The sequence below is a fragment of the Niastella yeongjuensis genome, assembly GCF_900110245.1.
GTDB lineage: Bacteria > Bacteroidota > Bacteroidia > Chitinophagales > Chitinophagaceae > Niastella > Niastella yeongjuensis.
Genome location: NZ_FOCZ01000022.1, coordinates 52,559 through 65,087, shown reverse-complemented (window position 1 = coordinate 65,087; position 12,529 = coordinate 52,559). Strand labels below are relative to the sequence as shown.

10 protein-coding genes, 1 tRNA gene and 1 pseudogene are annotated in these 12,529 nt (G+C 39.4%); 5 read left to right on the top strand and 7 right to left on the bottom strand.

All coding sequences use genetic code 11. From position 1 onward, the window contains the following. Positions 1-7 precede the first annotated feature (7 nt). From BMX95_RS32520 to BMX95_RS32500, 5 genes are all read right to left on the bottom strand, one after another. On the bottom strand, positions 8-805 hold the full coding sequence (locus tag BMX95_RS32520) for a helix-turn-helix domain-containing protein (protein WP_081197038.1): 798 nt from the start codon (positions 803-805) through the stop codon (positions 8-10). A gap of 34 nt (positions 806-839) precedes the next feature. Next, on the bottom strand, positions 840-1,721 hold the full coding sequence (locus BMX95_RS32515; RefSeq protein ID WP_081197039.1) for an oxidoreductase: 882 nt from the start codon (positions 1,719-1,721) through the stop codon (positions 840-842). A 95-nt stretch (positions 1,722-1,816) separates the two neighbouring features. Next, a complete protein-coding gene (locus tag BMX95_RS32510; RefSeq protein ID WP_081197040.1) occupies positions 1,817-2,566 on the bottom strand; it encodes an SDR family oxidoreductase in 750 nt (249 codons plus the stop codon). Positions 2,567-2,636: 70 nt separating this feature from the next. Beyond that, entirely contained in the window at positions 2,637-3,224 is a 588-nt protein-coding gene (locus BMX95_RS32505) for a TetR/AcrR family transcriptional regulator (RefSeq protein WP_081197041.1), read from the bottom strand. A gap of 83 nt (positions 3,225-3,307) precedes the next feature. Further along, positions 3,308-5,128: a UvrD-helicase domain-containing protein gene (locus tag BMX95_RS32500; protein WP_081197042.1), complete on the bottom strand. Its 1,821-nt coding sequence runs from the start codon at positions 5,126-5,128 to the stop codon at positions 3,308-3,310. 324 nt (positions 5,129-5,452) lie between these two features. Here BMX95_RS32500 and BMX95_RS32495 point away from each other — a divergent pair. Continuing rightward, positions 5,453-5,526: transfer RNA gene (locus BMX95_RS32495), tRNA-Met, on the top strand. A 282-nt stretch (positions 5,527-5,808) separates the two neighbouring features. After that, positions 5,809-5,961 (top strand): annotated as a pseudogene (locus BMX95_RS35915) (DUF262 domain-containing protein); the annotation flags it as partial. Between the two features lie 7 nt (positions 5,962-5,968). Here the strand turns inward: BMX95_RS35915 and BMX95_RS32485 are convergent. Then, positions 5,969-7,387, bottom strand: coding sequence for an AAA family ATPase (locus BMX95_RS32485; protein ID WP_081197043.1), 1,419 nt, complete (start codon positions 7,385-7,387; stop codon positions 5,969-5,971). Positions 7,388-8,025: 638 nt separating this feature from the next. Between BMX95_RS32485 and BMX95_RS32480 the strand changes: the two genes are divergently transcribed. From BMX95_RS32480 to BMX95_RS32470, 3 genes are all read left to right on the top strand, one after another. Then, the gene (locus BMX95_RS32480) at positions 8,026-8,577 is read left to right on the top strand and encodes a DUF6882 domain-containing protein (RefSeq protein ID WP_081197044.1); all 552 of its coding nucleotides are present in this window, start codon (positions 8,026-8,028) and stop codon (positions 8,575-8,577) included. A 115-nt stretch (positions 8,578-8,692) separates the two neighbouring features. Further along, positions 8,693-9,640, top strand: a complete 948-nt coding sequence (gene corA / locus BMX95_RS32475) for a magnesium/cobalt transporter CorA (protein WP_081197045.1) — start codon at positions 8,693-8,695, stop codon at positions 9,638-9,640. Positions 9,641-9,678: 38 nt separating this feature from the next. Beyond that, a complete protein-coding gene (locus BMX95_RS32470) occupies positions 9,679-10,407 on the top strand; it encodes a class I SAM-dependent methyltransferase (RefSeq protein WP_081197046.1) in 729 nt (242 codons plus the stop codon). A 167-nt stretch (positions 10,408-10,574) separates the two neighbouring features. Here BMX95_RS32470 and kdpA read toward each other — a convergent pair whose 3' ends face one another. After that, complete coding sequence (gene kdpA, locus BMX95_RS32465) at positions 10,575-12,272, bottom strand: potassium-transporting ATPase subunit KdpA (protein WP_081197047.1); 1,698 nt, start codon at positions 12,270-12,272, stop codon at positions 10,575-10,577. Positions 12,273-12,529 lie beyond the last annotated feature (257 nt).

The following is a 12,529-nucleotide window of genomic DNA, read 5'->3' as shown; positions in this document are numbered from 1 at the left end:
ATCAAAACTAGATCTTCGATGGCGCTACGCCGTATGCATTCTTGAATGCATACGAAAAATGCGACAGGTCTTCAAAGCCTACTTCCAGATAAACATCTGAGGGTTTGTTGCCTTTTTCTTTTATAAGGTAATGGGCTTCCTGCAGTCTTTTTTGTAATAACCAGTTACCCGGACTTGTATGAAATACCTTTTCAAAATCGCGTTTAAAAGTGGCCAGGCTGCGGCCGGTAAGATAGGCAAAACGATGAAGCCCCACATTGAACTGATAATGCTGCAGCATGTATGCTTCCAGGTCTATCTTGCCGGGTTCTGTAAAATCAAACAACACCTCTTTTAATTCAGGGTCACTACGCAGTAATAACAATACCGCTTCTTTTACTTTCAATGCCAACAGATCGCTGGTTTCTTCCGATGGCAGGTGTTCGTATGGAAGTAAGGAATCCATAAACGACTTTATCAATGGATGCGGTGGAATTTTGAAAATGGAATCAGAGGTATGATGTTTGGAAGCAGTATAGCCATGCTCGATACTCAGGTTACGCAACGTTTCCTGATCGATGATGATGGAAACAGATTTGAATACCCCGTTTTCAGGCGGGTGTTTTACAAACTTTCCCAACTGGTTTCTTTTTACGAAACGAATATCCCCTTCAGCAAACCGGTGTTCCTGGTTACCATCATTCACTATCAACGTGCCCGACACGTGATAACTCAACACGTGGTCCTGAACAAATTGTTCACCCCCGCGACTCACCTGGTGATAGCAGGAGTAAACAATTTGAGGTTTTGACGGCTTTTGCGCCATATCATCTGGTTTTTATAAGCTTTAACAAAGATCCTTATTTTTTGCCAAGCAATTCTTTCCCGTATTCTGTTTCCAGGAAATTGATGGCCTCATCATGATCTGTAGACAATGATACAGGCAGCCATTTTTCAAATTCGGCTTTTCTGTTTTCATCGGCCTGTTTTAACATACCAGCCGCTTCGCTACCCAATATCAGGTGCATAGGTGGCTCAGGATGTTCAACCAGGTTTACCATTGCCTGCGCTGCTTTTACCGGATCGCCTACGGGTACAAATTTACCGCTTTGAAAATATTCAGCACGGGCATTAACAGTTGTTTCATAACCTTCAATAGCAGGCGCATAAGTCATAGAGTCACCAGCCCAATCGGTGCGGAAACCACCCGGCTCAACCGAAGTGACCTTGATACCCAATGGCGCCACCTCTTTTGATAAGGCTTCTGAAAATCCACTCAAACCAAACTTCGCAGCCTGATAAACAGATACGCCCGGATTACCGGAACGGCCACCAACAGAACTGATCTGCAAAATGCGGCCACCTCTTTGCTTACGCATGTAGGGCAATACCACGCGGGTAATTTCAATAGGGGCATAGAGATTCGTTTCGAGCTGACTGCGTACCTGTTCATCGGTAAACGCTTCAGCTGCGCCAACTACGCCAAATCCGGCATTGTTCACTAATACATCTATACGGCCAAAATGAGTAACAGCCTGTTCAACAGCGGAGGTGATCTCTTTCTTATTCGTTACATCTAACCTGAGTGGAAGTATCTGCTGCGGATATTTCGATACAAGGTCATCTAACTGCTGCGGGGTACGTGCGGTTGCCGCTACTTTATCGCCTTTAGCTAATACGGCTTCTGTAAGTGCTCTTCCCAATCCCCGGGAACTGCCTGTAATGAACCAAACTTTTGTCATGGTGATTAATTTTATTACCACAAAGTTGGTACTTACAGGACTTGTAAGCTTTGTTTAAGAGCTCAAAGGTGGTTTGTTAAAAAGCTCACTCTTTTTTAAGCTTCTATTTGATTAAATACCTTTAAGAAATCTTCTGGTGATTGCCTGTAAGCCACATATACATCCTTTGTAATTCCATTTCTTACAGCATATTCATTCTTTTGCAAGGCATTATATAAATCCTGGGCTACTTCCTCAGCTGTGATCTTTTCCGCTTCTATGCCTTTTGTAAGATCTGTATCAACATAAGGAGGGAATACCTCAAATACTTTGATATGCGGATTTGATTGTTCTAACGTCAGCCGCAATGCCAGTGCATATGAGTGCAAGGCCGCTTTTGTAGCACTATACGTAGGCAGTGAAATAGCTGGCAAATAGGAAACAATGGATTCCACATTGATGATCGCTGCATCTTTACTGGCTTTCAGGAAAGGCAGAAAACGTTCTGTAAGATTTACAACAGACAGGTAATTCAGCTCTATCTCCAATCTGGCATTTTCATACGCTTTTCCAGCATCACTGTCGAGCTGGTAATAAAAACCTGTACCCGCATTATTCACCAGGATATCAAGCCCGCCGAATTTAGCCTTCACTTGCTTCACCAGGTTGTCTACATCTGCATCTTTGGTAACATCGGTAACAATGTAGGTTGCGTTGGGCAGTTGGGCTACAGCTTCCTTTAATACGTTTTCTCTTCTACCTGCCAGAATAAGGCTGTTACCATTTCCTGATAACTTTTTGGCTATAGCAAAGCCAATTCCTGCACCACCTCCTGTAACCAGGATGGTTTTGTTTTGAATGTTCATATTATCTGTTTTAATTGTTTGTCTTTCTTTATTTTATACCGATCGGTATATTTTAGTTCAAAAAAAAGGACTATTGGCAATAGTCATTAATTTCCTGTTTCAATACGTCGATGATCAACAGCAATTGTTTAGGAGAACCTTGCAGTCGGGCGATCCACATACCACCTTCAATCATGGCGAAGGCTTTTATGGCGAACGCGTCTGCGTCTACTGTTTTTTTAAACTCCCCACTTTCAATTCCCGCGCGGATTATTTTAGCAAATACGCTTTGGGTATTGACAATGGCCTTGTTTACTTTCACTTTTACTGCCGGATTAGTGTCATCTGCTTCAGTGCCAAAATTCATAATGGGGCAGCCATAATTGTTCTCACCAGTTACATTGCTAATGTAATAACTAAAAAGTGCATCCAGTTTTTCGCGGCTGGTAGTTCCGCGCGACATAGCCTGACTCATATCAGCCCCTACCCTTTTTACCAGGTAGTCGAAGGCTTCCAGACAGATCTCGTCCTTGCTTTCAAAATTACCATATACACTACCCTTGGTCAGACTTGTAGCCTCTACAATATCATTGATAGAGGTACCAGCCATCCCCTTCCGGTTGATGATGGGGGCTGCTTTTTCCACTATAAAATGTCTTGTACGTTCTGCTTTTGTCATAACGACACAAAAATATACCGAATGGTATAATTCACCAAATATTTTCTCTTCTTTTATTAAAAGAGTTTATAATTCATTGATTGTTATTCCTCGTCGAAATAGTGATTTAGCTTTTTAAGGCGGGAAATGATGGCGCCTTTGGTTCTGCCGAAATGAGCGGCTATTTTACCAAGGGCAGTGCCATTGTCGTAGTGGTTTTTCAGTTCATCATCCAGTTCGGGAGTCCAGGGTTTGTAAGCATCTTTGTTGGTTTCTCTTTTCAACACATTGTATGCTCTTTCTTTGGGCGCGGTGGTAACAATTTTCTTTTTAACAGCAGCGGGTTTCAAAACTGTTTTTTCAACAGCATTGTAATTATAGCTCAATTCAGCTTCCCTGGCTTTCACTTTTATGATGCGGGCAGAAGCAGGAAAATCCTTTGGCAATAAAGTTTCCGGAATAAACAATTTATTACGCGTACGGGTAATGGCTACGTAGAGCAGGTTGATCTCCTCATTGAGGCGGGCTGTGTCGAAAGTGACGGTCTTGTCGTTTTTATGTTTTTCTTTCAGGTCTTTCAATTTACTTTCCGACAGGAAATCGTTTACCAGGTGTACCACATCATATTCCATTCCCTTGGCGCGGTGTACGGTGGAGAAGATCATTTCAGCCTTGTTCCGGTTTTCATCGCCGGTATGTAATTCTTTCAACGATTTAATAATGCCATGCACCTCATTCCCATATTCACGAACTATTTCAATCATGGTAGCCAGTGTGTGGTCTTCTGTTTTTTCAACATATTCTTCCAGGTCGTCGATGTTTTTCATAGAACCTACCAGCTGGTCCCGGATGCGATCGTGATTACCATTGTATAAATTCAGCACATCGTACAGGGAAGTACCATCATCACCATACGTATACGAATTGATATTTCCTTCAAAGTAGATGTGTTTTACTTTATTATCGGTAATATAATCGATGGCATTCAGCAACAGTCCCAGATTGGTACGGGCAATCGTAGCCTTCACTACATCCTTTACCCCGGGACCTTTACCGGCAATAGCTACCGGTTTGGTTTCGAATAAATGATTCTTCCAGCTAAGCACTTCAATGGCCAGGTTGGCAATTTCCTGGGGAAACCGGAAGCTGGTAGATAATTGTAAGGTATTGAAACTGGCTTTGTCTAATGAGTTTACAGCGTGCCGCCAGCCGTAGATCTGTTGGTGGGTGTCGCCCACGATTACTTTGATGGCTGTTTGCTTCATGAATACATCGAGCATAGCGGCAGAAGCGTCCTGCGCTTCATCAAAAAGAATGTAATCGTAAGGCAGGTCGGGGTTCGATAATTGAAATTTCTTCAGGTAGAAATCGTGTGTGATCTCGATTTCATTACGGTCCATTTTCGCCAGCAACAGCCTGGTGCCATCCTCGATATATTTATAATAGGAACGTACAAATGTTTTGGCATTAGCATCTGCTATGGTATCGAGGTAGTTCAGGTCCTGCACTTTTACCTTATCGCTATTGCAGAAATAAGCAGCGAACTTGCTGATGTGATTGGCGACTACAAATTCCGCATGTTTTTCTTCATTGCCGCGGATATCGAGCAGTTTACAGATCTCGCTGTTTTTATACCCCTGGGCTTTTACCTTATAATTGAACTTGTATACGATATTTTTGAATGCCAGGGAATGGGCTGTTTCCACCTTTGTATTGGTAAGACCATACTCCTCGAACTTGCGGGTAGCTTCCAGTTTCACCGATTTATTAAAGGCCAGATACAGAATGCGGGCATTCTTTGGCCGGGAGGCGGCGTATTCAATGATGGTGGTGGTTTTACCCGAACCGGCCACCGCATTGATACGAAGATTGCCACTGGATTTTATGACAGCAGTTTGTTGCTCAGTCAAATTTTGTTTACTCATAGCCACAGGGTCTTTATAAAATGAAAAAAAGGCTCCTAAGCCGAGCCTTTTACCAAAACGCGAAGATCAGCGTTTTTTAGGTTTTGAGCAAGGGTGTTGAAAAGTTGACGGGTTAACCAGTTGACCAGTTTAAATTGCCATTTTCAACCTCAAAAGTCATTTTTCTTAAATAATTGTCTCATAATTCCTTAATAAAATTTTCCGGACAATGATTTTTTTCTATTTTTGCACCCCATTATTCAAGGCACAGTAAAATGTGTGGAATGATGGAGAAGCGTTGGATTCATATCCGCCAGCTGGCGGACTCGGGTTCAACTTATAATTGGCGGGATAGCTCAGGTGGTTAGAGCGTTGGATTCATAACCCAAAGGTCTCGGGTTCAACTCCCGATCCCGCTACACAGACTGCAAAGGTTTCACGAAAGTGGAGCCTTTTTTATTTTTGTCCCATCCACAGGTATACTCATGGATCGTTTATACAATTTTAAATTACATATAACACATAATTTCGTATTATATTAATTTTATAAGAAGTCGATATCTAAATCATTTCATTATGGCATTACAGGACGAAATAGAAAAAAGGACAAAACAAATTCACACAGACGGGTACGTGTTATCAATTGGTGAATTAATGTCACTCTACAAGGACAAAGAAATTGACATCATCCTGAATTCCAACGATTTTTTAGATGGACATCTAATCAAAAAACCAAACTAATCGAATCAATTTTATTAGGGATTCCAATTCCACCAATATTTGTTTCACAGAGGGAAGATGGGATTTGGGATGTAATGATAAATAAAAATTTTTTCAAGCCACTCCATAATTAATATGGCTCTATTCGAATAACACATCCATAGTAAGATCATTCTGTACAAGCGACATCGAATATTGGTTTGTAGCCAATCCAAACGTTGTGATCATCGTTAAATAGATAGACTTACGTGTTTTTATTTCTGAAGTAAAAACGCCAATTTTATTTCTTAGTTCCTCTGCATATTTCTTATCTATGGTAAAAGCATTAAGAGAGAATTTCATTTCACAGACGTTGATTACATGATCTCGCCTGTCAATAAGCAGATTTATTTGCGCTCCTGACTCGCTGTTACTTACCCAGGCGGAGGTTGTTGCTTGAACCCCACTAATACCCAGCGCCTGTTTTATTTGCCTTACATGAGCCAAACAAACTTGCTCAAAAGAATAACCGCTCCATGCTCGCTGCGCCGGACTATCCAGACTATTGATCCAACCATTATCGTCCAGAATGCTACTTTTCCTGATAAACCGCAAATAAAAAAGGGAATAAAAATCAATTAATTGATACAAGTTGTTTTTTTCTTTATTCCCATACGCTGTATACTTTCTTATAAATCCGCTTTCTTCTAATTCAGAAAGGATTTTTGTAAGACTCCCGCCTGAAGGAAGTTTAGCCTCATCAATTAATTCACTACGTGTTAAACCCTTAGTTTTCTTGCTTAAAGCTTCTACAATGGCAATATGCTTACCGGCATTTTCAAATAATGATCTGTAGAGGTTATCAAACTCGGCACGCAAAATGCCATCTTTTTGAAAGCATAATCTATTGATGTTTTGTGCCGCACTTAGACTACCATCTACTTGCTCCAGATAAAAAGGGATTCCTCCCAAAACCATATACAATTGTATAATCTGATAACGATCAAAATTTGCTCTCCTGGACAGTAGAAATTCAGAGCATTCTTTTAAAGTAAACGGTTCCAGCCTGATACGATTTGTAACCCGATTATGTAGCCCCCCTTTGTTATTGATAAGCTTACTGATTATCCATCCTGCTGCCGAGCCACATACTATTAGAACTATATCAGTTCTTGCACTAGCCCAGGAATTCCAAAAATGTTCGAGTGCAGAGATAAAGCCAGATTGAGGTGTATCAAACCATGGAAGTTCATCCAAAAAAATAACCTTTTTTCCTGCGCGGCCTGACTCTAATAAATTGGCAAGTTGCTGGAATGCCGTAAACCAATCTTTAGCAGGCTCTATGCTTTCAGCATCTGGATTATATTTCAAAAGAGATGCACGGAAGTTTATTAGTTGCTGTACCAGGCTTACTTTAAAAAGGCCAGTAACAGAAAAATCAAAGTCGTTATTAAAGGCGTTTCTGATTAAAAAGGTTTTACCCACCCGCCTTCTGCCATAAATAGCTATAAATGAGGAAGATATCTCTTCCTTAACTCGCTTTAAGAGCTCTAGTTCATCTTTTCGCCCAATTATTTCCATACTTCAATTTGGCCATAAATGCATGGAAAGCATCAGTTTTGGCCAAATTGAGTAAATCTATACGGCCAAAACACTTGATTTTAATACGGTTTCTATTTCAAACTTAAGCCTCATTAATCAGCAGACAAGCTGTCTAATGCAATCAAGTCTTCTATTAACTGGTTAGACATTTCGCCCGATCCCGCTACACAGACTGCAAAGGTTTCACGAAAGTGGAGCCTTTTTTTATTGTATTTAGTGTTGGATTCATATCCGCCAGCTGGCGGACGGACGGGGCCGCGAACGCCTACCGGCGGCCTTCCGTATCCAAACAAATATTGATCAAGTGATTAAAGTGAATAATCTATTAACAAACCGGTTAATATCCATCGGACTGATCTATCATTTTGACGAAACCCATTCAAAATGATAGGAGCCTAATGATTCACCTTATTAAAACATTCATTTTGATAATCAACCCTTTCATTTTGAAAAGGTTTCTCGGAACAGTGTTATCTGATATCCCGCCGCACACCTATAAGTAACTTTCGTTCAGGTAATTATAATATAGTTTCTGCCTAACCGCAAACAGGCCTTTAATTTGAGATTTAATTAATTGTGCAAATGAACCTAATGCACATGCTAAATCCAGACAATCTATGGGGCTTTTCTCGTTTTTTGGCTGTGTCACTCAATTAGAGAAGTACACTACCAGACAGTTACATGATTTGAATTCCATTTCATTTGAAAACCTTTCAAAAAAGGCATCACAATATTTAAATAAGGAACAAGACTCTTGTAATGCAGTTTATAAAATCAACAACTGTATAGATTGGCGTTATGACCAATATAAAGGTGAGTTGATCTTTGGCGCACATGGCATTAAGAGACTTATTGTTGATTTTGAGGAGGTGGGTCTATTTTCTTTTAAATCAAAAACCTGGCTTTGGGCGTGGAAAAACCCACGTTTAGAGGAAAAAGTTAATTCTGAAATTAGTAGGATCCGAGACTATGGATACAAAAGAGGATTTGAAAAACTGACTAATCCTAAATGGCCTGCAGACGAATTTGATGGATGGGAAATGACAGCAATTGCAGCTTATTTAATGAAAGCTAAAGGTGCATTTAAGGTGCCATCCAGTGACAACATGTTTTATTCGTTTATGATCTATAAAAACGTTCGGTGGGCCGATACCACACAACCTAATTAAAAAAGGTCGCCAGCATATTATAGAATCTATAATGCCTCCTACACTATATTCACTTTATACCAGGGTGGTGGCATAACTGTGCAGTTTATACAATTTTATTTTCTAAAGTAAAGAGATGCTCAGAGTTTACTATCACAGCGAAACAGAAATAAAAAAAGGCGAAGGGGTAGATTGTCTTAAGCAAATATCTTTTGAAAAAATATGCTGGGTTGATTTACAATTTCCCACTGATCACGAAAGCAGGGAAGTTATAGCTGTTTTTAAAATTGATTTTAATAAGTTGAAGTTAGAAAATGAACTCGAAAGCAATCCAAGATTTTATGAATCGGAAGATTTCATTTTCATCAGTGCAAATTTTATAGCCCTGAAGGAAAATAATTTCGAAAGCACCCCTGTTTTTATTTATCTATTGAACAATGTACTCATAACCGAAAGGAATGCCGACTTAGCTTCATTTGAAGAAACCACAAAAAAAATTAAGCGAAACAGGAAAGGATTCAAAAATGGAAGTGATGTTCTGGAAGGGATTCTTGAAACAAAATTTGATTTTGATGCAGACTTTATAGAACAAATAGCAAAAAATATTGCTTCGGTGGGCAGAAGCTTGTCCTTAAAAAATAGCGTTGACATGGAAGGAACGTTGTTAAAGATCAGTGATTACCAGGAAGCAACCACGCTTTCAAGAGAAAGTTTTATTGATAAGCAGCGGGTTGCCTCAGCGCTCCTAAAAAGCAATGTATTTGACAACAAAGAAAGACTTAAAATCCTGATCAAAGATATCAATGCCATGCTCGAATACACTTCCTTTATTTTTATCCGCCTTGAATATTTACAAAATACACTTTTAGGACTAATAAACATAGAACAAAATAAAACAATTAAAATTTTCACAATCGTTGCAGTTGTATTTATGCCACCCACATTAATTGCCAGCATCTATGGAATGAATTTTAAATCCATGCCTGAGCTTAGCTGGCACTTTGGATACCCGCTTGCCATATTGTTGATTGTTGGATCTTCACTTCTTACTTTGTACTTGTTTAAAAGAAAGAAATGGCTATAATTTATAAATAAAGTTGTTAGATTAAATAAAATAATAAAATGGACCATTACACAAATTTGGCATCGCATTATGATGAGTACTACCGCTATTCTGATGATTATATCAATTACTTTACAAACAAGATCGTTGAAGACCTGCCGATAAAAAACTATGAAACAATTGTTGAAGTTGGGTCAGGTACAGGAATATTTGCAAAGGAGGTTCTAAATAAAGTTCCATCAATTCAAATGATCTGCGTAGATAATAGCTACATGATGCTTACCAGGAATAAAGACAAACGTATAAAGCAGGTATGCAGGGACGCAGTTGAGTTTTCAAAGGAAAGCCATGTTTATGACAGGGTATACATGAAGGAGTTCATACATCATATTCAAAAAGAAGATAGATTACAATTATTCAAAGGATTGCATCAACAATTAACAAGCAACGGATCAATTTTGATTTTACTTGAACCCCGGCGGCTGAACTATCCTTTGTTCGAAGAAGCGTTGAGTCGATTCGAAAGAAAACAACCATCCCGGGTTGAAATAATTAGTTATCTTCAATTAGCCGGATTTACCACTTCATTTAATATTATTTCTTACCCCATTATACTCTCAAAAACAAAATACATTGAAATGGTTCGAAACAGGTATATGTCGGTTCTTGAGACCTTTACTGATGAGGAATTGGAAAACGGCATCGAATCCATACATGGATCGCAAAAAAATGAGGAGTTGGAATTTCTGGAAATCTTCTATAGCATAAAAGGGATTAAATCTTATTAAGAAAAACCAACGATAATTGGCGTTAAGAATAGCATAAGCTATGTGTCTTATCGCCTGTAAGATAAGAATCCTTCAAATTATTGTATTTGAAGGATTCTTATTTGACTTCAGGACAATCGGACAAATGGTTACATGACTTTTTTTACTTGTTTTTACCTCTTTTTTATTTAGTGTGAAATGATTGAAAAGTGTTCTGCAAAAGGACCTAAGGCAAATGCAGGAAAAAATGTTAATGCGGCAACTATAAATATTAAGCCGAACACCATCAGGCCAAACGTGACACTGTCTGTTTTTAATGTACCCGGGCTATCACCCATATATTTTTTTTCTGCAAGACTTCCTGCTATGGCAACTACTCCTATGATAGGCAAGTAGCGTCCGATCAAAATAACGATCGCGCAACTGATATTCCACCACGGAGTATTGTCTCCTAAGCCTTCAAAACCACTGCCACTTCCAGAAGAAGCAGAGGTATATTCATAAAGCATTTCGGTGAATCCATGGAAACCCGGATTGTTTAGCGTGGGAGTGGTAAGCATGGGAAAAGCACACGCAAGTGCAGTACCTGTAAGGGAAAGGAAAGGGTGCAGTAACGTAATGATCACCGTAATCTTGATTTCACGCATACCAATTTTTTTCCCAAGCACCTCTGGACTTCTTCCAACCATCAGGCTGCCTATAAACACAGTGAGTATAATAATAATAAAGAATCCAAGAACACCTGTGCCTACGCCTCCGTACAGCGCATTAACCATTATGCCAAGCAATTGCATGCCGCCTGATAATGGCATATAGCTGTCATGCATACTGGTTACAGCTCCCTCCATTCCTGCAGTTGCTGTAATGCTCCAGAATGTGGAACCTACATTGCCAAAGCGGATCTCTTTTCCTTCCATATTTCCTATGGAATTATCAATACCCATTTGTGTGATGGCAGGATTACCTTGCAATTCATAATGAAGGGCGGGAATTAGCAGCAATAAAAAACCTAGCGTCATTACACCGAAGATCACCCATGCCAGTTTTTTCCGTTTAAGGTAATACCCTAGTGCAAATACTGTAGCAATGGGAAGTAGCAGGTGTAAAATGTTTTCAATAATATTAGTGACCTGATTAGGGTTCTCAAAAGGATGTGCAGAGTTTACCCCAAAGAAACCAGCTCCATTTAATCCCAACATCTTAATAGATTCAAATGCTGCGATGGGTCCTGTTGCCACATGGGAAATGTCTCCCTGTAGAGTTGTATATGTGTCTGCTCCTTTAAAGGTCATCGGTATACCATTAAACAGGAAAATAACAGCTACTGCAAATGATAAGGGAAGCAAAATCCGGGTAATTGACCTGATATAATAATTATAAAAATTACCGAGTTTTTTTGTACTTCTTTCCCTTAATGCATTAAATAATACCGCCATTGCAGCCAACGTAATGGAAGGGGTTAAGAAAAAGAGAGAAAACATAATAACAACTTGCGACAGGTAGCTCATGCCAGTTTCTCCCGAATAGTGCTGCTGGTTACAATTGGTTATAAATGCACAGGTAGAATGAAATGCCAGATCTGGTGACATGGCAGGTATTTTATCCGGATTCATTGGCAGCCAGTCCTGGTTCATTAAAATGAAAAAAACCAGCGGAAACCATATTACATTAATGTTTAGTAGTGTAACCAGGTGTTGTTTCCAGTTCATTTCCCTGTTGGGATCAACTCTTATAAAGCGATATATAAACCTTTCAATAGGATAAAGAATTGGATCCAGAAACGTTTTTTCTTCAGAATACACTTTGGCAATGTACTTCCCGAACGGGATAGCAAGTGCCACGGTTAGGGTGAATATGATCATTACTCCAAATATCTCAGTATACATATACTTTCATTTCTTTTTTGGGTAGAAGTATACTAAACCAATGCCTGAATTGAAAAAATACTGGCACCACCCTAAAGCTCCAGGAAAATAGGTTATTTCAGAAGGGAACATACGTTGAAGCAAATGGGAAGAAAATCAAAACCCTTTCATTTTGAAAGGGTTACTTATCAAAAGTGAAAAACATGAAGTTTATTCTAGAATGGGCCTCTATCTAGCGGGAACGTTAATATACAAAAGATGGACACGGTAGCTTTAAA

What these genes read in the sequence shown, in the direction of transcription:
- BMX95_RS32470 (WP_081197046.1), top strand. Translation starts at nt 9,679, where the DNA reads ATGGACCATTACACAAATTTGGCATCGCATTATGATGAGTACTACCGC.
- BMX95_RS32515 (WP_081197039.1), bottom strand. Translation starts at nt 1,721, where the DNA reads ATGACAAAAGTTTGGTTCATTACAGGCAGTTCCCGGGGATTGGGAAGA.
- BMX95_RS32500 (WP_081197042.1), bottom strand. Translation starts at nt 5,128, where the DNA reads ATGAGTAAACAAAATTTGACTGAGCAACAAACTGCTGTCATAAAATCC.
- BMX95_RS32480 (WP_081197044.1), top strand. Translation starts at nt 8,026, where the DNA reads ATGGGGCTTTTCTCGTTTTTTGGCTGTGTCACTCAATTAGAGAAGTAC.
- BMX95_RS32505 (WP_081197041.1), bottom strand. Translation starts at nt 3,224, where the DNA reads ATGACAAAAGCAGAACGTACAAGACATTTTATAGTGGAAAAAGCAGCC.
- BMX95_RS32520 (WP_081197038.1), bottom strand. Translation starts at nt 805, where the DNA reads ATGGCGCAAAAGCCGTCAAAACCTCAAATTGTTTACTCCTGCTATCAC.
- kdpA (WP_081197047.1), bottom strand. Translation starts at nt 12,272, where the DNA reads ATGTATACTGAGATATTTGGAGTAATGATCATATTCACCCTAACCGTG.
- BMX95_RS32510 (WP_081197040.1), bottom strand. Translation starts at nt 2,566, where the DNA reads ATGAACATTCAAAACAAAACCATCCTGGTTACAGGAGGTGGTGCAGGA.
- corA (WP_081197045.1), top strand. Translation starts at nt 8,693, where the DNA reads ATGCTCAGAGTTTACTATCACAGCGAAACAGAAATAAAAAAAGGCGAA.
- BMX95_RS32485 (WP_081197043.1), bottom strand. Translation starts at nt 7,387, where the DNA reads ATGGAAATAATTGGGCGAAAAGATGAACTAGAGCTCTTAAAGCGAGTT.